This is a genomic window from Flavobacterium sp. AG291, from assembly GCF_003350375.1.
In the GTDB taxonomy this organism is placed as follows: domain Bacteria; phylum Bacteroidota; class Bacteroidia; order Flavobacteriales; family Flavobacteriaceae; genus Flavobacterium; species Flavobacterium suzhouense.
The window spans coordinates 88160-109745 of sequence record NZ_QQAR01000004.1 but is presented as its reverse complement, the minus strand read 5'-3'; the positions used below and the strand labels follow the sequence as shown (position 1 = coordinate 109745).

The 21586-nt window shown below is 38.0% G+C and carries 21 protein-coding genes; 14 read left to right on the top strand and 7 right to left on the bottom strand.

From position 1 onward, the window contains the following. The first annotated feature begins 8 nt into the window (after positions 1-8). The 11 genes from DEU42_RS06140 to DEU42_RS06090 all read left to right on the top strand — a co-directional run bounded on the left by DEU42_RS06140 (position 9) and on the right by DEU42_RS06090 (position 11719). A complete protein-coding gene (locus DEU42_RS06140; RefSeq protein ID WP_114757408.1) occupies positions 9-1154 on the top strand; it encodes an N-acetyl sugar amidotransferase in 1146 nt (381 codons plus the stop codon). Next, on the top strand, positions 1154-1777 hold the full coding sequence (gene hisH, locus DEU42_RS06135; protein WP_114757407.1) for an imidazole glycerol phosphate synthase subunit HisH: 624 nt from the start codon (positions 1154-1156) through the stop codon (positions 1775-1777). Before DEU42_RS06140 ends, hisH begins: the two co-directional genes overlap by 1 nt. Next, the gene (locus tag DEU42_RS06130; RefSeq protein ID WP_114757406.1) at positions 1771-2547 is read left to right on the top strand and encodes an AglZ/HisF2 family acetamidino modification protein; all 777 of its coding nucleotides are present in this window, start codon (positions 1771-1773) and stop codon (positions 2545-2547) included. The genes hisH and DEU42_RS06130 overlap by 7 nt, the downstream gene beginning before the upstream one ends. Before the next feature lie 93 nt (positions 2548-2640). Further along, positions 2641-3675, top strand: a complete 1035-nt coding sequence (locus DEU42_RS06125) for a polysaccharide biosynthesis protein (RefSeq protein WP_114757405.1) — start codon at positions 2641-2643, stop codon at positions 3673-3675. Between the two features lies 1 nt (position 3676). Continuing rightward, a complete protein-coding gene (locus DEU42_RS06120; protein WP_114757404.1) occupies positions 3677-4099 on the top strand; it encodes a sugar epimerase in 423 nt (140 codons plus the stop codon). Between the two features lie 14 nt (positions 4100-4113). Then, the gene (locus DEU42_RS06115) at positions 4114-5232 is read left to right on the top strand and encodes an NAD-dependent epimerase/dehydratase family protein (protein ID WP_114757403.1); all 1119 of its coding nucleotides are present in this window, start codon (positions 4114-4116) and stop codon (positions 5230-5232) included. A 30-nt stretch (positions 5233-5262) separates the two neighbouring features. Next, entirely contained in the window at positions 5263-6402 is a 1140-nt protein-coding gene (gene wecB, locus DEU42_RS06110) for a non-hydrolyzing UDP-N-acetylglucosamine 2-epimerase (protein WP_114757402.1), read from the top strand. A gap of 13 nt (positions 6403-6415) precedes the next feature. Further along, positions 6416-7588 (top strand): glycosyltransferase family 4 protein, encoded by a 1173-nt coding sequence (locus DEU42_RS06105; protein ID WP_114757401.1) that lies wholly within the window; start codon positions 6416-6418, stop codon positions 7586-7588. Between the two features lie 5 nt (positions 7589-7593). After that, the gene (locus DEU42_RS06100) at positions 7594-8487 is read left to right on the top strand and encodes an NAD-dependent epimerase/dehydratase family protein (RefSeq protein ID WP_114757400.1); all 894 of its coding nucleotides are present in this window, start codon (positions 7594-7596) and stop codon (positions 8485-8487) included. A gap of 20 nt (positions 8488-8507) precedes the next feature. Further along, the gene (locus DEU42_RS06095) at positions 8508-9458 is read left to right on the top strand and encodes an MraY family glycosyltransferase (protein ID WP_114757399.1); all 951 of its coding nucleotides are present in this window, start codon (positions 8508-8510) and stop codon (positions 9456-9458) included. Positions 9459-9793: 335 nt separating this feature from the next. Then, positions 9794-11719 (top strand): polysaccharide biosynthesis protein, encoded by a 1926-nt coding sequence (locus DEU42_RS06090; RefSeq protein ID WP_114757398.1) that lies wholly within the window; start codon positions 9794-9796, stop codon positions 11717-11719. A 63-nt stretch (positions 11720-11782) separates the two neighbouring features. Here the strand turns inward: DEU42_RS06090 and DEU42_RS06085 are convergent, their stop codons facing one another. Beyond that, entirely contained in the window at positions 11783-12901 is a 1119-nt protein-coding gene (locus DEU42_RS06085; protein WP_114757397.1) for a DUF4105 domain-containing protein, read from the bottom strand. A 4-nt stretch (positions 12902-12905) separates the two neighbouring features. Next, the gene (locus DEU42_RS06080; RefSeq protein ID WP_114757396.1) at positions 12906-13895 is read right to left on the bottom strand and encodes a PorV/PorQ family protein; all 990 of its coding nucleotides are present in this window, start codon (positions 13893-13895) and stop codon (positions 12906-12908) included. Between the two features lie 187 nt (positions 13896-14082). On the opposite strand from DEU42_RS06080, the gene DEU42_RS06075 reads away from it, so the two are divergent. After that, on the top strand, positions 14083-14835 hold the full coding sequence (locus tag DEU42_RS06075; RefSeq protein ID WP_114757395.1) for a CDP-alcohol phosphatidyltransferase family protein: 753 nt from the start codon (positions 14083-14085) through the stop codon (positions 14833-14835). 3 nt (positions 14836-14838) lie between these two features. Beyond that, complete coding sequence (locus DEU42_RS06070) at positions 14839-15699, top strand: glycoside hydrolase family 25 protein (protein ID WP_114757394.1); 861 nt, start codon at positions 14839-14841, stop codon at positions 15697-15699. Positions 15700-15844: 145 nt separating this feature from the next. Here the strand turns inward: DEU42_RS06070 and DEU42_RS06065 are convergent, their stop codons facing one another. Genes DEU42_RS06065 through DEU42_RS06045 form a run of 5 tightly spaced genes read right to left on the bottom strand, consistent with a single transcriptional unit; the run spans position 15845 to position 19297 of the window. Next, positions 15845-16294: a GNAT family N-acetyltransferase gene (locus DEU42_RS06065; protein ID WP_199509061.1), complete on the bottom strand. Its 450-nt coding sequence runs from the start codon at positions 16292-16294 to the stop codon at positions 15845-15847. A 48-nt stretch (positions 16295-16342) separates the two neighbouring features. Beyond that, positions 16343-17128: an LPS export ABC transporter ATP-binding protein gene (gene lptB / locus DEU42_RS06060; protein WP_114757393.1), complete on the bottom strand. Its 786-nt coding sequence runs from the start codon at positions 17126-17128 to the stop codon at positions 16343-16345. A 12-nt stretch (positions 17129-17140) separates the two neighbouring features. After that, the gene (locus tag DEU42_RS06055) at positions 17141-17503 is read right to left on the bottom strand and encodes a carboxymuconolactone decarboxylase family protein (RefSeq protein WP_114757392.1); all 363 of its coding nucleotides are present in this window, start codon (positions 17501-17503) and stop codon (positions 17141-17143) included. Beyond that, a complete protein-coding gene (gene tatC / locus DEU42_RS06050; RefSeq protein WP_233506629.1) occupies positions 17496-18332 on the bottom strand; it encodes a twin-arginine translocase subunit TatC in 837 nt (278 codons plus the stop codon). Before tatC ends, DEU42_RS06055 begins: the two co-directional genes overlap by 8 nt. After that, the gene (locus DEU42_RS06045; RefSeq protein WP_199509060.1) at positions 18332-19297 is read right to left on the bottom strand and encodes an SIS domain-containing protein; all 966 of its coding nucleotides are present in this window, start codon (positions 19295-19297) and stop codon (positions 18332-18334) included. The genes tatC and DEU42_RS06045 overlap by 1 nt, the downstream gene beginning before the upstream one ends. Before the next feature lie 88 nt (positions 19298-19385). On the opposite strand from DEU42_RS06045, the gene recQ reads away from it, so the two are divergent. Further along, positions 19386-21581, top strand: a complete 2196-nt coding sequence (recQ, locus tag DEU42_RS06040) for a DNA helicase RecQ (protein ID WP_114757391.1) — start codon at positions 19386-19388, stop codon at positions 21579-21581. Positions 21582-21586 lie beyond the last annotated feature (5 nt).

Here is a 21586-nt window from a genome sequence, read left to right as displayed (position 1 = left end):
TAGAAAAGATGGATAATAAAAAAAGTATACAGGTTTGCGTTAATTGCGTAATGGATAGTACTGATGAGACTATCATTTTTGATGATAAAGGAATGTGTGACTACTGTCATAATTATTATGATACGATACTTCCTAACTGGCACACAGACGAAAAAGGGCGTGCTGAGATCATGAAAGTTATAGATAAGGTAAAAGCTGATGGTAAGAACAAAGATTACGACTGTATGATCGGGATTAGCGGGGGGCTTGACAGTAGTTACCTTGCCCACGTTGCGGTTAAAGAATTTGGTCTTCGTCCTTTGTTTTTTCACGTTGATGCAGGCTGGAATTCTGACGTTTCTACCCACAATATCCAAAAATTAATGGATGGCTTAGGTGTAGATTTGTATACAGAAGTTGTAAACTGGGAAGAAATGAAAGACCTTCAGCGTGCTTTTATAAAATCTCAGGTTCCGGATATTGATACTCCTCAGGATTTAGTATTCTTTTCGGCATTATACAATTATGCTGCAAAAAATGGCCATAAATACATTATTACAGGAGGTAACTTCTCTACAGAATGCGTGCGCGAGCCACTGGCATGGGGAGCATACTACCAAACCGATATGGTATATGTAAACGATATCCATAAAAAGTTTGGTGAAAGGAAATTCGAAACTTTCCCAAGATGTGATATATTCAAATATAAAATCCTGTACAGATTAGTACATGGAGTTCGTGTTGTAAAGCCACTTGATTACGTTCCGTTCGTTAAGAAGGATGCTGAAAAACTGCTTAAGGATCTTTATGGATGGCAGGGATATCAGCATAAACACCATGAGTCAAGGTTTACAAGGTTTTATGAGTCTTTCTGGCTTCCAAGGAAGTTTGGGTTTGATAAAAGAAAAAATCACCTTTCAAGTTTAATTTTGACCGGACAGGCAGACAGAGACCAGGTTTTAGATCGTATTTCAAGGCCTGAACTACCGGAAGATGAATTAATGAAAGAGTTTGAATATGTAGCAAAGAAACTTGATTTTACTACAGAAGAATTATGGGGCTATTTTAACGGGCCTAATAAGACTTTTAAAGATTATAAAAATAATTACAAACTGATTCAGCTTGGCACAAAAGTTATGCAGCTGTTAGGTTTGGAAAAAAGAGCTTTCAAATAATGGTTGGGATTATTGATTATGGCGTAGGCAACATCAGTGCTTTTAGAAATATCTATAAACAGCTGAATATCCCTGTCAAAACAGTTAGCAAGGAGAGTGAATTGGCAGACGTTACAAAAATAATACTGCCGGGCGTGGGCCATTTTGATTATGCCATGACCCGATTTCAGGATTCCGGTATGGTTGATAAGATTAACCATTTGGTTGTCCAGGAAAAAACACCTGTGGTAGGTATTTGTGTAGGTATGCAGATGATGGCCAAACGCAGTGATGAAGGTAATTTGCCGGGTTTAGGCTGGATAGATGCTGAGGTGAAAAAGTTTGATTCTAATCTGGCCGTGGGCCAGACTAAACTTCCATTGCCGCATATGGGATGGAATGATATCAAATCTGAAAGAAATACGCCCATACTTACGGGACTGGAAAATGATGCACAGTTTTATTTTTTGCATTCATATTATTTTGTGTGTGATAACCCCAACGATATAATTGCTACTACAAATTATGGTGGTAATTTTACCTGTGCCGCTAATCATAATAATGTATATGGCGTTCAGTTTCACCCTGAAAAAAGCCATAAGTATGGAATTCAATTACTTAAAAATTTTGCTGAATTATGTTAAGGCCCCGTATAATTGCCAGTCTTTTAATTAAGGATAATGGTTTAGTAAAAACCACAAAATTCAAGGAGCCACGCTATTTAGGAGATCCCATGAATGCGGTTAGGATTTTTAATGAAAAAGAAGTTGATGAGCTGGCAGTCTTTGATATCTCTGCTACTGTAAATGGTAGAGGCCCTAATTTTAAGATGATTGAGAATTTTGCCGAAGAATGCCGTATGCCGCTTTGTTATGGCGGAGGTATTACTAAGGTGGAAGAGGCCCAACAGATTTTTTCGCTTGGTGTTGAAAAAATTGCTCTTAGCGCTGCGGCGTTTAAAAGCCCGGAATTGATTACAGAGCTTTCTAACAAGGTAGGAGCACAATCTGTAGTGGTTGTTCTGGATGTTAAAAAGAAGCTTTTTGGAGGGTATGAAGTTTATACCCATAACGGAACCAAAAGCGTTGGCAAAAACCCATTTGAGCTTATTGAGAAGTTCCAGGATCTGGGTGCCGGAGAAATTGTAATCAATAATATTGATGAAGACGGCATGATGAAAGGTTATGATCTTGCATTAGTTGAAAAAGCAAGAAAAACAACTATACTTCCAATGACTGTGTTAGGGGGAGCCGGAAGTCTGGAAGACATAGGTAAGCTTATCGAGAAGTTTGGAATTATTGGAGCTGCAGCCGGAAGCCGATTTGTTTACAAAGGAAAGCTTAAAGGCGTTTTGATCAATTATCCTAATAACGAAGAAAAGAGAGAGCTGATAAAGACTTACTTTAAATTGTAGGCAAAGCCAATTCGTTATAATATAAAACATATCCCGAAAGGGAATTATATAATATGCGTAGCAGCCTATTGTATAAAATAATATAAACCAGCCATGCAAATCAAAAATAAAACCCTCTTAATCACTGGAGGTACAGGTTCTTTCGGGAACGCTGTTTTGCAGCGTTTTCTGCACACCGACCACTTTAGCGAAATCCGTATTTTTTCTCGCGATGAAAAAAAACAGGATGATATGCGTAACCTGCTGCAAAGCGATAAGCTGAAATTCTACATCGGTGACGTTCGCGATTATGCGAGTGTTGAGCGTGCAATGAGAGGTGTTGATTATGTATTTCATGCAGCAGCCCTTAAACAGGTACCTTCATGCGAATTTTTCCCAATGGAGGCTACAAAGACTAACGTTATAGGTACCCAAAACGTTATAGATGCTGCAGTTGTACACAAAGTAAAAAAAGTGATCTGTCTTAGTACTGATAAGGCAGCATACCCTATCAATGCAATGGGTATCTCTAAAGCTCTTATGGAAAAGGTAGCCATAGCTGCCTCAAGAAATGCGGACGAAACTACTGTGTGCCTTACCCGTTATGGTAATGTCATGGCTTCCAGAGGTTCTGTTATACCTCTTTTTGTTAACCAGATAAAAGCCGGTAAAGACCTAACTATTACTGATCCTAATATGACCCGTTTTCTTATGTCTCTTGAAGAGGCGGTGGAATTAGTGCTTTTCGCTTTTGAGCATGGAAATCCTGGAGACTTGTTTGTAAATAAAGCGCCTGCAGGAACCATTGGAGATTTGGCCGTTGCTCTTAAAGAATTGTTTAAAGCTGATAATCTGGTGAAGATTATTGGTACACGCCATGGTGAAAAATTATATGAGACTTTGTGTACTCGTGAAGAGATGATAAAGGCAGAGGATATGGGCGAATTCTACAGAATTCCTGCTGATAACAGGGATTTGAATTATGCTCAGTATTTCTCAGAAGGAGAGCAGGATATTTCCCTGATTGAAGATTATCATTCGCATAATACCACTCAGCAGGATGTAGAAGGAATGAAGAAACTGCTATTAAAACTTCCTCTTATCCGCAAGGAAGTATTGGGTGAGGATGTAGCGCAATACCCTGGTTAATATGTTACCTCAAATCATAAAAGGCAATGCTCATTCTGACGACAGGGGTGTATTGTATTACAATAATAACTTTAATGCTTCGGCAATAAAAAGATTATATTTTATAGAAAACAGGGATGCTGATTTTATCAGAGCGTGGCAGGGTCATAAAATTGAACAAAGGTGGTTTAGTGCTGCTAACGGTAGCTTTGAGATAAAACTTATCGCTGTCGATAATTGGGAATCGCCATCTGTAAATCTTGAACAGCATATTTTTAAAATTAGTTCAGAAACGCTTGACGTACTCCATATACCTGCAGGTTATATAAGTAGCATTAAAGCTTTGACTGATAAAGCAAAATTGTTGGTTATGGCCGACTATGGTCTAGGAGAGATTAAGGATGAATACCGGTATGATGCCGGATATTTTGATACAAACAAATAAAATAGCTGCTTAATATGTTAAAGATTGGAATTACAGGTCAGGCAGGTTTTGTGGGGAGCCATTTGTACAATACATTAGGATTGTTCCCTGAGGAATTTTCCCGTATCGATTTCAAAAGAGAATATCTTGATAATAATAATCAACTTGACGATTTTGTTTCAGGCTGTGATGTAATAGTTCATCTAGCCGCAATGAACCGTCATGAAGATGCTCAGGTTATCTATAATACCAATATTGATCTTGTAAAAAAGCTTGTAGCTTCTTTAGAACGTACAGGAAGTACCGCTCATGTGCTGATGTCTTCATCTTCTCAGGAAGAACGCGATAATTTATACGGGCAGTCAAAAAAAGAAGGCAGGGAATTATTAGCTGCCTGGGCAGCCAAAGCAGGAGCTACTTTTACTGGGCTTATAATACCTAATGTTTTTGGTCCTTTTGGTAAACCAATGTATAATTCTGTAGTGGCTACTTTTTGTCATCTTGTTGCCAATGGAGGTACACCTAAGATAGATGTTGATGGTGACATGAAACTGATTTACGTAGGTGAAGTAGTTTCGGAAATTATCAGCAAAATAAGAACAAAAGCTAATGAAGCGCTGTATATAATGCCACATACAGCCGAAGCTAAGGTTTCAGAAGTGCTGAGACTTCTTAATGATTATAAAGAAGTGTATCAGGACAGGGGAGAAATTCCTGCTATAAATAATACATTTGAATTGAACCTGTTTAATACGTACAGGTGCTACATCGATATAAAAAATTATTTTCCGGTTAAATTTACCCAACACACTGATCCAAGAGGTAGTTTTGTTGAGGTAATACGTTTAGGGGTAGGGGGACAGGTTTCTTTTTCTACTACAGTTCCCGGAATAACACGTGGTAACCATTATCACACAAGAAAGATAGAGCGTTTTGCTGTTATTAAAGGAAAAGCTCTTATTCAGCTTAGAAAGATAGGTACCGATGAGGTGCTCGATTTTTATCTTGATGGTGATGAGCCGTCGTATGTGGATATGCCTATTTGGTATACGCATAATATTAAGAATATAGGGGATGAGGTTTTATATACCAATTTCTGGATTAATGAATTCTTTGATCCGAATGATCCTGATACTTATTTTGAAAATGTTTAATTGTAAATAATCAGCTTAGCTGTTGAAGATATGAGATTAAAATTAAAAGTGATGACTGTGGTAGGTACCCGACCTGAAATAATCAGGCTATCAAGGGTAATGGCTGCTTTAGATGCTTCTGATGCGATAGAACATATAATTGTGCATACAGGGCAAAATTATGATTACGAACTTAATCAGATCTTTTTTGAAGATTTAGGAATCAGAAAACCGGATCATTTTTTAAATGCAGCAGGAGCAACAGCTACTGAAACAGTAGGTCAGATTTTAATTAAAATAGACCCGTTGCTGGAAACTGAAAATCCTGATGCTTTTTTAGTGCTTGGTGATACTAATAGCTGCCTTTGTGCAATCCCTGCGAAAAAACGTCATATCCCGATTTTCCATATGGAAGCGGGTAACCGCTGTTTTGACCAAAGAGTGCCGGAAGAAACCAACAGAAAAATTGTTGACCATGTTAGTGATATCAATCTTACTTATAGTGATATAGCACGTGAATATCTTTTAAGAGAAGGACTACCTGCAGACAGGATCATCAAAACCGGTTCGCCAATGTTTGAAGTTCTGAATCATTATATGCAGGAAATTAAAGCTTCTGATATTCTTGAACGACTTGAGCTTGAAGAAGGTAAATTCTTTGTGGTTTCTGCCCACCGAGAAGAGAACATAAGTAGCGACAGGAATTTTACAAGGTTGATGGAAAGCTTTAACCTTATCGCCGAAAAATATAACTATCCTGTTATTGTAAGTACACATCCGCGTACACGTAACATGATAGAAAAGAAAAATATAGCAATGCATCCTAATGTAAAATTCTTAAAGCCGCTTGGTTTTAATGATTACAATGCATTGCAGATGAGGTCTTTTGCGGTACTGTCTGATAGTGGTACTATTTCTGAAGAATCATCAGTGCTTAACTTTAGGGCGTTAAACATTCGTGAGGCACATGAAAGGCCAGAAGCTATGGAAGAGGCATCGGTTATGATGGTAGGGAACAATCCTGAGAGAATTATGCAGGGACTTGTTCAGTTGCAATATCAGAAGACTGGTGCAGAAAGAAATTTTAGGCCTGTTGCTGATTATTCGATGCCAAATGTATCTGAGAAAATGGTTCGTATTATCCTGAGCTATACCGATTATATTAAACGAACTGTTTGGAGCGAACAATAATACCGGAGATACTATGAATTGGATTATTTCGGAGTTGTTTTACCCGGATGAAGTTTCTACAGCGCAGATACTTACAGACATTGCGCTGAAGAAGATTGATAAAGGGGAGGTAAATGTTATATGTGGTCCTTCAGGATATGAAAAGTCATACAATACCCAAAAAAAGGAATTAGACAGCAGAGTTAAAATCCATAGGATAGATTTACCTTCTTTGGATAAGAACAAAATTATACAGAGAATTTTAAGATTGCTTCTCCTGACTCTAAAAATGAGTTGGGCAATATTGGTTAAAGTTAAGAAAAGGGATGAGGTTTTTTTGACGACTAATCCAACATTTCTTATAATAACGATTGCTGTACTTAAAAAAATTAAGGGATTTAAACTCGAAATACTTGTTCATGACGTTTTTCCTGAAAATCTGGTACCGGCCGGATTGATTAAGCAGGATAGCTTTAAGTACAGACTGTTAAGTAAGATTTATAATTCGTCATATAGAAAAGCTGACAGGATTATCGTTTTAGGTGAAGATATGAAAGAGCTCTTGGAGAGAAAAATTGCTCCTAAAGCTGGCCGAATAGATGTTATACCAAATTGGTCTGATAATGATATACACCCTATAACTGATTTTAATATGTCAGAATATTTGGGCGTAAATGTAGATAATAAGGTCGTTTTTGGTTTTGCCGGAAATTTAGGTAGGGTCCAGGGGGTTCTTGAGTTTATTGATTTATTTACCCGTGCTGCAAATCCGGATCTTGCTTTGGTAATTATTGGAGATGGCGCACTTAGGAGTGAAATCCAGAAGAAGATAAAGTATGAGGATTTACAACCTGTCCATTACCTGGGGCCTAAACCAAGAATGGAACAGAATTTATTTTTGAATGCCTGTGATATAGGTGTGGTAACTTTAATAGATGGAATGAAGGGACTCGGCGTACCTTCTAAAACATATAATCTTTTGGCAGCTGGAAAGCCTCTTTTTTATATCGGAGATCATAATTCAGAAATTGATACTTATGTAAAAAAATATGATTGTGGATGGTCTTTTACCTGGGCTAAAGAGTCTGAGATTCTTTCTTTTTTAAAAGGGTTGCCAGGAAAATCAAACGAAGTGTCAGAAAAAGGAGTTAATGCTCTTAAGGCGTCGAAGAATTATGAAAAAGATAATGTACTAAATTTATTTTAGCCAAAGTGAAATGTTTATTAACAGGAGCAAATGGATTTTTAGGGAAATCTATAGCGCAGGAAATTTCAAAAAAATATAAACTTTTCAGTTTATCGAGAACTTCGGGAGAATATAAAGTTTATTTAGAAGATGGTGCTCCTGATTTTGGACAAAGTTTTGATTTAGTAATTCATGCTGCCGGAAAAGCGCATAGTGTTCCCAGAACCAAAGTAGAGAAACTTGAATTTTATAAAGTAAATGTTGCCGGAACTGAAAATTTACTGAAAGGGCTTGAAATGTCAGGTTTGCCAAAAGAATTTGTTTTTATAAGCTCAGTTTCTGTATATGGACAGGAAACCGGGACAGATATTAATGAAGAACATGCATTAGAAGCCAAAGATCCTTATGGGGTTAGTAAGATTGAAGCCGAAAACATAGTTTTAAACTGGTGTAAGTCTCATAGTATCGTATGTACTATTTTGCGTTTACCCTTGCTGGTAGGTAAAAATCCTCCGGGTAATCTTGGAACAATGATAAAAGCTATTGACAAAGGCTACTATTTTAATATAGCAGGCGGAAGAGCCAGAAAGAGTATGGTTTTAATTAAAGATGTTGCCTCATTTATCCCCTTGGCAGCATCGGTTGGAGGGGTTTATAATCTTACTGATGGTGTCCATCCTGCATTTAGTGATCTTAGCTATGCTATTTCTAAAAAGAAAAGCTTTAATCTGCCTTTGGTAATCGCTAAAATTATGGGCAAATTTGGAGATTTGCTCGGAGATAAAGCACCAATTACTTCACTGAAGGTGAAAAAAATAATTTCTGACCTTACTTTTAATGATACTAAGGCGAGAAAAATCTTAAATTGGAATCCTGAACCAGTTTTAGATTTCCTTTCAAAAGAGAAAAATCTTAACTAACAAACAGCTATTACTGAATAATGCATTATATAATAATATTGATAACTTTTTTTGCCTTAGAGTTAATCTACTTTAAGATTGCAGACCATTATAATATTATAGATAAACCGAATCATAGGTCATCTCATACATCGATAACATTAAGGGGAGGAGGCGTGATATTTCCTTTGGCAATGCTCTTAGCCTGTATATTTGGGGATGCTTCAGTTGCTGTTACTGCGGCGGTAGTATTGGTGGGAGCAATAAGCTTTATAGATGATATAAAACCACTGCATCAACTTCCAAGAATAGGTTCGCATCTTATAGCTGTAACACTGGTACTTTATGATGTTGGCATGCTTAATTCCGAATTATTGTTTTTAATTCTGATAATTTATATCCTTGCTATCGGATGGATTAATGCCTTTAATTTCATGGATGGGATTAATGGTATTACTGTACTCTACGCTCTTGTAGCAATAGGTTCTTTTGGCTGGATTTACAAAGACAGTTCTTCAATAAATCTGATTATTGTAATGGGATTATCCTGTTTAGTGTTTGCTTTTTTTAATGTAAGGAAAAAGGCAAAAACTTTTGCCGGAGATGCGGGTAGTGTAAGTATGGCATTATTCCTTGCCTATTTTATGATAAAAGTTATATTCGAGACCCAAAAATCGGCTTATATACTTTTTTTTAGTGTGTATGGTATTGATGCTGTTATAACCATTTTGTATAGGTTAAAAAATAAAGAAAATATTTTTCAGGCTCATAGAAGTCATTTATATCAATATCTGGCTAATGAACTGAAATGGTCTCATATAACGGTTTCGCTTTTATATGCTTTTGTACAGCTTATGATCAATATGTTAGTTTTTTACATGATTTCTGTGGATATAATGACACCTGTAACTATGCTGATAATGCTTTTGATTATGTCAGGAGCCTATATTTCTATCCGTAAAAATGTAAAAAAGAAAATAGATTATGATTGAGGAGTGAAAGCTCTGTAGATATTATCTTGATTAAGGTGATGTTATTTTTATGATATTAGATTGTTGTTAATTTTGTCTTATTGAATATAAAAAGCGTTCTTTTTTAAAATAACAACAATACTTTATTTACATTTGTAGTGCAAATCAAACCTGCTATATTAACCTAATTTTTTGAATTATCAATCTTGGTTATCTCTTTTTATTCTCAAACGAATAGTTAAATTCGTATGAAAAAATGTTTAGCTGTATCTTTTTTACAGTATTTTTGGTTTAAATGGAGGGCTGGCAGAATTTGTGACTGATAATTTGATGTTACTGTGAGTGAGAAAAAGAAAATGAGTTCCCACAAAATATGGGAATCTTTACAGAGTTTAGGATATATGCCTCGTTGGATTATCCTAGTGCTTGATGTTATTGTCGTAGCCTTTACTGGCTTAGTGTCTTATTACCTGATATATCGTACCGGGCTTGTTTATATAAAGCAGGAAAATCTGTCTATAAGTATACCTGTATATATTATAGTAAGTATAATGTCGTTCCGTGCATTTAGGACATATGCCGGTATTATCAGACACTCATCTTATATAGATGCAGTAAAGATTTTCTTCTCTCAGTTTACTACTGCGTTCTTACTACTGTCTATCAATACTCTTTTTGATAATATTACAGGTCATTTGCTTTATCTTAATATTGGAATACTGATAAATGCAATTTTTTCTTTTAGCTGCCTTTTTCTATATAGGGTCATGGTAAAGCAGTTATTTGAGAATTATTTTAATTTTAATAATCAAAAGCTTGTCAGAGCTATTATTTATGGATCAGATGCTAATGCTATAGCTGTAGCTAATGCTCTTAAATCAGAACTTCCTGCTCGTTTTAAGATTGTTGGATTCATAGATAAATCAAGCCATAACAAATCAAAAATGATATTGGGGCTTCCGATACTTCAACACAAGAAGAAGGTTTCGGTTTTAATGAGGATATTTAATGCTGAAGCTCTTGTAATTGCTGATAAAAGCCTTTCGAAAGAAGAAAAACTTGCTTTGGTTGACGAATGTCTTGAGTTTAACTACAAAGTATATACGGTACCACTTATATCTGACTGGGAGGACCAGAAGGAAATATCTAAAAAGGTTAAGAATTTCCAGATTCAGGATTTGCTTGAGAGGAAACCGATTGTTTTGGATAATAAATCCATTTCATCACAGCTAAAAGGAAAGACGGTTCTTATTACAGGTGCTGCGGGTTCTATCGGAAGTGAGATAGTAAGACAGGTTATACAATTTAATCCTGCTATTATTGTAATGCTGGATCAGGCTGAAACGCCATTACATCATTTAAGCCTTGAAATGAGTAAATATGATTGTAATTCTGAAATATACAGCATTATTGCCGATGTTAGGGATAAAATTGCAATTGATAAGATATTTGAACGCTTCAGGCCTGAGGTAGTTTATCATGCTGCAGCTTACAAGCACGTGCCTTTAATGGAGGAAAATCCATCTCAGGCGATTTTTGTAAACGTTCAGGGTACTAAGAATGTAGCTGAACTGGCTTGTGAGTATAATGCTGACAGCTTTGTTATGGTGTCTACAGATAAGGCCGTAAATCCAAGCAACGTAATGGGGGCCAGCAAACGTATTGCTGAAAAATTTGTGCAATCGCTGCATAATAATATCCTTATGCAAGATGGTAATTGCCGAACCAAATTCATTACTACACGTTTTGGTAATGTGTTAGGTTCTAATGGATCTGTAGTGCCTCTTTTTACTAAGCAAATTGAGAATGGTGGGCCAATTACACTTACGCATCCTGATATCATCCGTTATTTTATGACCATTCCTGAAGCTTGTCAGCTGGTGCTTGAGGCCGGTGCTATGGGAAAAGGTGGTGAGATTTATATTTTTGATATGGGTAAGCCGGTTAAGATTATCGATCTTGCTAAAAAAATGATTATGCTTGCAGGTTATGTGCCTGAGAAAGATATAGCTATCAAGATTGTAGGATTGCGACCTGGGGAAAAGCTTTATGAAGAATTGCTTAATGATACTTCTAAAACGCTGCCTACCCATCATGAGAAAATTATGATTGCTCAGGAAGAATACGAGAATTTCGATAGCCTAAAGCTTAATCTTTCTGATTTGATAGAGTCTGCAAATAATTATAATGCAGAAGAGGTTGTTGCAAGAATGAAACTTATAGTGCCTGAATACATAAGTATGAACTCTACTTATGAGCTATTAGATAAAAAGACTTCATAAGGGGACAAAAAAAGAGAGAGCAGTTAAATTATAACTGCTCTCTCTTTTTTTATGATAGTTGTATTAATTCTTTTTAGCTCTCAGAATAATCCTTGTTAGTGTTATTGCGCTTAACGCGATTAAAGGTAACAAGGAGAGTAGATGAGGTTTATTCAGTGTTAATAGTATATATAGTCCAAGTAGCGCTAAACACGTGTAAGAAGTAATTATAATCGCTTTTTGTTTATTGCTGAAAATAAAATATAGCAATATTAGGAACAAAGGGTTAAATAATAATGCATTGTAATTGTATATTAGTTCTGTATGTAATGAATACATTCCTAAAAAGCTTAGAAAGACACCTAAGAGCCCAAAAATGGCTAAAAATGAGCGTTGAAACAGTTTTTTTCCGGTAAGAGGCAATAGTAGTAAGCACGCTATTCCAAAAACATAAATGCTATTAAAGCTAAAAGACTGTTTTTCTATAGTGGCTTTAAAAACTGTTTCTGTAGATTTTGCCAGCGGTCCTGATGCTGTGGTGGTGTTGTTTACACCTTGCAAAAGTTCATCGGGAAGGAATAGCTTTTCAGAAGTTTTGTCAGTAGGAGCGCCAAAGGCAATGTTTATGCCTAAATCTTCAATAAACATCCCGTCAAGCCTTTTATGGATGATCTCCCTGTAAGTCATTCCGCTATCTGAATTCTTCAGCGATATTTTTTCCGGCAGATGTTTATTTATGATGTCTGCAACCATAGTCGTGCAGTTGCGATGTATGAACTTGTAAGTATAAAAACGTTTGTCGCTTCCTAATATAGCGGCAAGTTCATCTGCGATAGCTTGCTTTTGCTGATGGGTAAGGTTTAGTTCCTGAGAAAAAACATCTCTGTTGTAATACTGATAAGTATATACAAAATCTTCATAAGAGCTTGCTGAGGCAAAATACTGCAAATCGCCTTTTACAAATTTTGGGTAAAAGTTAGGAGTGTCAAAATCAAAGGTTCCAAAGTTGTATACAACATCAAATCGGTTGGCGGGATCATATACTCTTATGGCAGTGTGTCCAAAAACAGAATACAATTCTTTGCCGGGACCGCAGGTTAATAAACTTATTTCTGCTTGTGGAGACAGAGGAGTCTGAGCAAAAGTCTTAACAGTTACTAAAAGTGTGAATAATAAAGTAGTTAAAACTCTAATGTTTTGCATGATGTTATCTTCTGAAAATTCCTAAATCAACTTTAAGGGAAAATATGTTAGAATACAGGGCAGCACTCTGGTCGCCAATGTCGGTGAGGGCATAATCTACTTCGATACCTTTGTATTTGAAACCTAGCCCAATATTAGGCTGAAAGCTTAATGAACTTTTTCCGTCAATGTCTTTCAGGTTTTGAAAGTTACCCACACCAGCCCTTAAAAAAGCAAGGTCTATATAACCAAATTCGAAACCAACTGCAGGATCAATACTCACTGCCTCAGTAGAGATAATGTCGTTGGTTTGCGCAAACTGTATATTCAGGTTGGCAGCTGCCAAAAGGCTATAGTCATAATGGAAGATGAATTTTTTAGAAACCCCAAACTGAGCTTTAGGAAGAGTGATCTCAGTTGTTTCGGGTAATTCCTGGTTTTCTCCCGGTACAGCGTCTTTTATTGTGTTGTAAGCTTCCTCATCAATCTGCCAAACGTTATAAGTGGTGGTGATATCGCGAAGCATCAATCCGATTTTCCATTCGTTTTTTGATTCATATTGGAAACCTAAGTCAAAACCAAATCCCCATGAGTTAGCGAACTCGCCTATGGTCCTGCGGATTACCTTTGCATTAACACCCCAGTTAAAACCGTCCAACGGAAGTTTACGTGAATAGGATATTGTTACGCCATAATCGGCAGCAGAGAACAGGCTTATGCGGTTGTAGTCAATGTTTCCTTCACTGTCAATAAGCTGGGTAGTATTAAGAATGTCATCTACACCAAAACGAATTATTGAAATACCAAATGCACTTTGATTATCTATCGGCATAGCAAAGGCAGCATAGTCATATTGGGCAATATTAGCAAAGTAGCTGGCATGCATCAGAGCAAGCTGCTTGTCTTCAACGTTTACAAGCCCTGCTGGATTCCAGTATCCTGAATTTACATCGGCCGTATGGCCCGTAACAGCATTGCTCATGCCTAGGGCAGCTGCGTCTACACCAATATTCATGAATTCATTGGAGTACTTTCTAACTGTCTGGCTATAAGTAAAAAAGGAAAGTGATAAAGTTAAAACAAAAAATATCTTTCTCAATGCTGTTATTTTGTGCAAATATGACATAAAATTCTCAATTACTAAACTCCATTTCTATTAACTTATTGTGTTAACTTTGTGCTTATAAAAAATAAAACCCACTATGGCATTTAAGAATCATATTCCTAATCTTATTACGCTGTGTAATCTTGCAGCCGGACTTGTAGCACTTATCTATACTTTCGACGGACATTATCAAATGGCGTTCGTATGGGTCTTCATAGGTATATTCTTTGATTTTTGGGATGGATTCTTTGCCAGGATATTAAAAGTGCAGAGTGCCATCGGGCTTCAGCTGGACTCGCTGGCCGATATGGTAACAAGTGGTGTTGTGCCCGGAATGGTAGTTTACAAGATGCTTTCGGATATCGCCGAGTACCAGGGAGAATATAACCTGAGTTCAGATAATCTTTATCTTGGGCTATTGCCTTATGCCGGTTTTATCATTACGTTAGGTTCATGCTACAGGTTGGCTAAATTTAATGTAGATACCCGTCAGACAGATTCTTTCATTGGTTTGCCAACACCTGCTAATGCTTTATTTATATTGAGCCTTCCGGTTATTGAGGCTCATTCTGACGGAACAGGTCTTGTGTTCGATATGCTTAGCAATCCGTATGTGCTTGTGGGTATATCAGTGCTTAGTGCTTTTATGCTTAATGCTGTAATTCCGTTATTCTCACTTAAGGTTAAATACTTTAACTGGGAAACCAATAAAATACAATTCATATTCCTGATACTGTCAGTATTGTTGCTCTTCTTCTTTCAGTATATAGGTATTCCGCTAATCATCCTATCGTATGTGTTATTGTCGGTAATAAATAATATGTTCCTTGCTAAACCTGACGCGAAATAATATATGAAGCGCCAGCCGTCTAAACCTGTAAGGAGGACGAAATCAAGAAAAAAATCTAAAAAAATAACTCAGGGCACGATACTTAAGTATTCTGCCCTTTTGTTGTTTTGTGGCTTTTTGGTAGCAATGGCCTACCAGTACCGTCATGGGTTTTTATACTGGCTCGGCTTTAAAACCGATAAACGTGTAGAAGCATTATCTAAGGAAGAACGTAAGATTGAAAACCTTCGTATCTATGAGATTGTAGAGCGTCATAAGGAAAAGGTCTTTGGGATTGATGTGTCACAATATCAGGATAAGATTGACTGGGAAACGCTAAGGAATAATAATGATGAGTTTCCTTTGGGCTTTGTATTTGTTCGCGCTACAGCCGGAAAGAATAAGGTTGATAGTGAATTCAAAAACAATTGGATTAGAGCCAAAGATCAGGGCTATCTTCGGGGTGCCTATCATTACTATCGTCCGGATGAGAACTCATTAAAACAAGCCGATAATTTTATAAAGAATGTGACGCTTTCTAAAGGCGATCTGCCTCCGGTGCTGGATATAGAAAAGATACCGAATGGGCAAAGTCTGGATAGTCTTCAGGTGGGTTTAAAACGCTGGCTTGATAAGGTAGAAGGTCATTATGGCATGAAACCGATAATATATAGTGGTGAGAGTTTTTATACCGATTTTCTTAAAGAAGAATTTGAAGGCTACGACCTTTGGGTGGCAAGCTACAGTTTTTTTGAGGATGAGATACGCAACGACTGGCTTATCTGGCAGTTTACTGATAAAGGCGAACTGAAAGGTATTAAAGGGATGATAGATGTGGATATCTATAATGGAAATATGGAGGAGTTAAGACATCTCTGTAAATAAAAAAAAGCATTCCGGTTGGGTGGAATGCTTTTTTGTTTTGGCGTGTAAAATTGGTTGATTGGATTGTAATTTGTTGGTTGGTTTGTTTTTCAAAAGTAGGTAAGCGTCCATCTAAAAAAAATACCCAATAATGGGTATTTTTCAATTATTTTAAGATTTTCTCCATACAGCAGCTTTTCTCCATTCCGGCATATTGCCCATAGTTCGGGATTATTTTGTAACCGCTTTTTTTATAGAGTATTACAGCTCCGGAATCGGCTACGGTTTCCAGTATACATTTTTGGAATTCCTCTTCCAGAGCCCATTTTTCGAGTTCTGAAAGCATTTTTGAGGCGATTCCCTGTCCACGTTTGTCTTCGGGAACGAACATTCTTTTTATTTCTGCCGTACCTTTTTCATATTCTTTAAAAGCGCCGCAGCCTACTGCCGTTTCGTTTTCATATGCAACAATAACATTCTTTATGGTGTCAATTTTATTGTACTGATCATAAAAGGCATGATCGTCACCATCGCGATCGGCAAGATACGCGTCAAGGCTTTTTACCAGTTTTTGGAAGTCAGCATTGGTAGAGTCGGTTCGTAGTAATCGTATCATAATTATCGGCAATAAAAAAGCGCGGATGAACCGCGCTGTATATAGTATTTAAAATTTCTCTTCATCTGGAATCTCCGAAGCTTTAGGCTCCTTGTGGAAATCCAGTTTCTTGCGTCGAAGCTCAAAGTTTTGCCCAAGGTATACCTTACGTACCATCTCATCCTGAACCAAGTCTTCAGGTACTCCCGCCTTCAGGATACCTCCTTCAAACATAAGGTAACTCTTTTCGGTAATGGCAAGGGTTTCCTGTACGTTGTGATCTGTTATCAGGATACCGATGTTTTTGTCTTTTAGCTGTGCAACGATACGCTGAATGTCTTCAACGGCAACCGGGTCAACTCCTGCAAAAGGCTCATCTAAAAGGATAAACTTCGGGTCGGTAGCCAGTGCGCGTGCAATCTCGGTACGACGGCGCTCACCGCCCGAAAGCAGGTCACCACGATTAGTACGGATGTGCTGTAACGAGAACTCATCGATAAGTGCTTCCATTTTTGCTTCCTGTTCTTTTTTAGACAGGTTGGTAAGCTGCAGCACGCTCAGGATGTTGTCTTCAATGCTTAGCTTTCTGAATACCGAAGCTTCCTGTGCAAGGTAGCCAATGCCGTGCTGTGCACGTTTATACATCGGAAAATCGGTAATCTCGGTCTTATCAAGGAAAATCTTGCCGCTGTTAGGTTTTACAAGCCCAACAATCATATAGAACGAGGTTGTTTTTCCGGCACCGTTTGGACCCAAAAGTCCAACGATCTCACCCTGATTAACTTCTACCGAGATGCCTTTTACAACACTTCGCCCTTTATATGTCTTTATTAAATTCTCTGCTCTTAGTTTCATGTATGTCCTGTATTAAACAGTTGTGTTGCCTGCACTCTCATCAAGCGCTTCCCAAAATTCGTAAGCCCTGCGCAGGTGAGGGATAACAATAGTACCACCAACAAGCGTGCCGATACTTAAAGCTTCCATTACCTCGGCTTTGGTAAGTCCTTCTTTGTGGCAGGTTTCCAGGTGGTATTTTACGCAATCATCACAACGAAGAACTACAGAAGCCACAAGGCCTAAAAGCTCTTTGGTTTTTACGTCAAGTGCACCTTCCATATAGGCATTGGTGTCAAGGTTAAAAATACGTTTGATGACCTTATTGTCGTCCGCCAGGAGCTTTTCGTTCATTTTTTGGCGGTACTCGTTGAATTCTTTTACTATATCAGCCATTGTTTTCTGCCTTTTCTATTTTTGCTTTGTTTTTTTCGATTCGTGCCGCGATAAAGATACTTACCTCATAAAGGATAAGTAGTGGTATCGATACTATAGTCTGGCTCACCACATCGGGAGGGGTAACTATAGCAGCAATGATCAGTATGACAACAATTGCATATTTTCTGTATGTGCGAAGGAAATTTGCCGAAACCAGTCCTATTTTAGAAAGGAAGTACATGATTATTGGCATTTCAAATACCAGTCCGCACGATATTGCTGTTGTTTTTACAAGACTAAGATACGAATCCAGGTCGATATCATTCTTAACTACGTCACTAATCTTGTAGTTGGCCAGGAAGTTTAAGGACAATGGTGTAATTAGGTAATGTCCAAAAATTACGCCTATAAAGAAAAGCAATGATGTCATGACAATAAAGCCAACAGCATATTTTTTCTCCTTATCGTATAAGGCCGGGCTGATAAATTTCCAGAACTGCCAAAGGATAAAAGGGAAAGCCAGGATGAAACCTGCAGTTATTGATGTCCAGATGTCAGTGGTAAACTGGCCATCCATTGTTCTACTCTGTATCTCAAAAGGTAGCTCCTGAATACAAAAGCTTTTATCGAGATCGTATTTATTAGCAAGGTCGCAAAAAATTCGGTAGGTTATAAAGTCACCTTTTACAGGAGCGAATATAATCTGATCGAAGATAAAACTACTAAAAGCAAAGGCAATACATCCTCCGATTATAATACCAGCAGAGCTTCTTACCAATAGCCAGCGCAGTTCTTCCAGGTGGCCCAGGAATGACATTTCACCAGCATTATTCTTTTGTTTAGCCATTATACTATTCCTTCTTTTAAGATATCATGTAAGTGCAGTATGCCTTTATACTCGCCATTATCGGCTACCACAAGCTGGGTGATGGAATGATTCTCCATGGTATTAAGGGCATCGGCAGCCATGTCAGTACTTTTTATTGTTTTTGGGTTGCGGGTCATGATATCCGCTGCGGTTACTCCTGCAATATTATCCCTGTCATTCAGCATTCTTCGGATGTCTCCGTCGGTAATGATACCAACGATCTTTTCGTTTTCGATTACTGCAGTAACACCAAGTCTTTTTTCTGAAATCTCCACAATAGCTTTTTTAATGCTGCAATCAGGGCTAACCTGTGGCTTGTGTGTACCGTCGAGCATATCACCTACACGAAGCAACAGCTTTTTGCCCAATGCACCACCCGGATGGTATTTTGCAAAGTCCTCGCTCCTGAAATCACGCATCTCCATAAGACAAACGGCAAGTGCATCGCCCAATACAAGCTGTGCGGTTGTACTGTTGGTAGGGGCAAGGTTGTTAGGACAAGCCTCTGACTCTACATACGCATTAAGTAAATAGTCGGATTCTTTTCCAAGGAAAGAAGATTTATTGGCCGTCATTGCAATAAGAATATTGCCAAAACGTTTTAACAAAGGAACCAATACTTTAATTTCAGGACTGTTTCCGCTTTTTGAAATGCAGATAACCACATCGCCGGGCTGTACCATGCCTAAATCGCCATGAATGGCTTCGGCAGCATGAAGGAATATTGATGGTGTTCCTGTAGAATTAAGGGTTGCAACAATTTTTTGAGCAATGATGGCACTCTTGCCGATTCCGGTAACTACAAGCCTTCCTTTACTGTTGTAAATTATCTCGGCTGCTTTGGCAAAATCATCATCAACGAATTGTACCAGGTTAGCAATGCTCTCACTTTCAGAAAGTATAGTTTTTTTGGCCGAAGCCAATATTGCGTCTCTATTTATCAAACTTGTGAAATGTTTAAAAAGTTGTGCGTGTTAAAGATTTTTGTATCTTTATGTTCTGCAAATTTATGTAAATTACTATTAATAAATAATGAAATCGACCGAAATTGACTTGCACAAAGAGTTAAAAAAATATTTTGGTTTTAACAAATTCAAGGGCCTTCAGGAAGATGTTGTAAAGAGTATTATTTCAGGCCACAACACATTTGTTATTATGCCTACAGGTGGCGGTAAATCATTATGTTACCAATTGCCTGCGCTGGCACTTGACGGAACTGCAATCGTAGTTTCTCCCCTTATCGCGCTTATGAAAAACCAGGTGGATGCCATCAGGAGCCTTTCATCTGAGCCCGGTATTGCACACGTACTTAATTCCTCGCTTACTAAGACAGAAATTAATCAGGTTAAGAAGGACATCTCTTCGGGATTGACGAAATTGCTTTATGTTGCTCCGGAATCACTGACAAAAGAAGAATATGTCAGTTTCCTGCAAAGCGTACCGCTTTCGTTCGTAGCCATAGATGAAGCTCACTGTATATCGGAATGGGGGCACGACTTCCGTCCGGAATACCGTAACCTGAGGAGTATTATTCGCCAGTTGGGCGATGTACCTGTTATAGGGCTTACAGCTACTGCTACGCCTAAAGTACAGGAAGATATCCTGAAAAACCTCGAAATGACCGATGCGAATACTTTTAAAGCATCGTTTAACAGGGCCAACCTGTTTTATGAGGTTCGTACCAAAACCAAGAACGTTGAATCGGATATTATTCGTTTTATTCGTCAGCATAAAGGAAAATCGGGTGTTATCTACTGTCTGAGCCGTAAAAAGGTAGAAGAGATAGCACAGGTATTACAGGTAAATGGCATTAGTGCCGTACCGTATCATGCCGGCCTTGACGCCAAAACCCGCGCCAAACATCAGGACATGTTCCTTATGGAAGATGTTGATGTGGTGGTGGCTACCATTGCCTTTGGTATGGGTATCGATAAACCGGATGTTCGTTTTGTAATACACCATGATATCCCTAAATCATTAGAGAGCTACTATCAGGAAACCGGACGAGCCGGACGTGATGGCGGTGAAGGCCACTGTTTGGCTTACTACTCTTATAAGGATATCGAAAAGCTTGAGAAATTTATGTCGGGCAAACCGGTAGCAGAACAGGAGATAGGTTTTGCACTGCTTCAGGAAGTTGTGGCTTATGCCGAAACTTCGATGTCGCGACGTAAATTCCTGCTGCACTATTTTGGTGAGGAATTTGACGAGGTAAATGGCGAAGGTGCCGATATGGATGACAATGTTCGTAATCCTAAGAAAAAAGTTGAAGCTCAGGATCAGGTAGTGACATTGCTGAAAGTGGTAAAAAATATCAATCAGCTGTATAAATCCAAAGAAGTTATCTTTACCCTTATAGGTAAGATCAATGCCGTTATAAAAGCGCATAAGACCGATTCGCAATCGTATTTTGGTTCCGGTTCTGACCATGACGAAAAATACTGGATGGCGCTTATACGTCAGGTGCTTGTAGAGGGCTATCTTTCTAAAGATATTGAGACCTATGGTGTACTGAAGCTTACTGCCGAAGGTGAGGACTTTATAAAGAATCCAAAATCGTTCATGATGAGTGAAGATCATGATTATAACGAGAATGAGGAGGAGGCTACCGTTACGGCGGCTAAATCTTCAGGAACTTCTGATGAAGTGCTTATGGGGATGCTGAAAGAGCTTCGTAAAAAAGTGGCAAAAAAACTAGGGGTACCTCCGTTTGTGGTCTTTCAGGATCCTTCGCTGGAAGATATGGCACTTAAATATCCTATTAGTATCGATGAGTTGGGTAACGTACACGGAGTAGGTGAGGGTAAAGCCAAGAAATATGGTAAGGACTTCGTTGAACTGATTGCGCGTTATGTTGAAGATAATGACATCATGAGACCGGATGATCTTGTAGTAAAATCTACAGGAGCCAATTCAGGACTTAAGTTATACATCATCCAGAATATTGACAGAAAGCTATCGCTGAATGATATTGCTAAGGCTAAAGGACTTGATATGGATGCGCTGCTTAAAGAAATGGAGCAGATTGTTTATTCAGGAACAAAGCTGAATATCAGTTACTGGATAGATGATATCCTTGATGAGGATCAGCAGGAGGAAATCCATGATTACTACATGGAGTCAGAATCCGACAGCATCAAAGACGCTTTAAAAGAATTTGATGGCGATTATGATACCGAAGAGCTACGACTAATGCGTATTAAGTTTATCAGTGAAGTAGCGAATTAGTATTC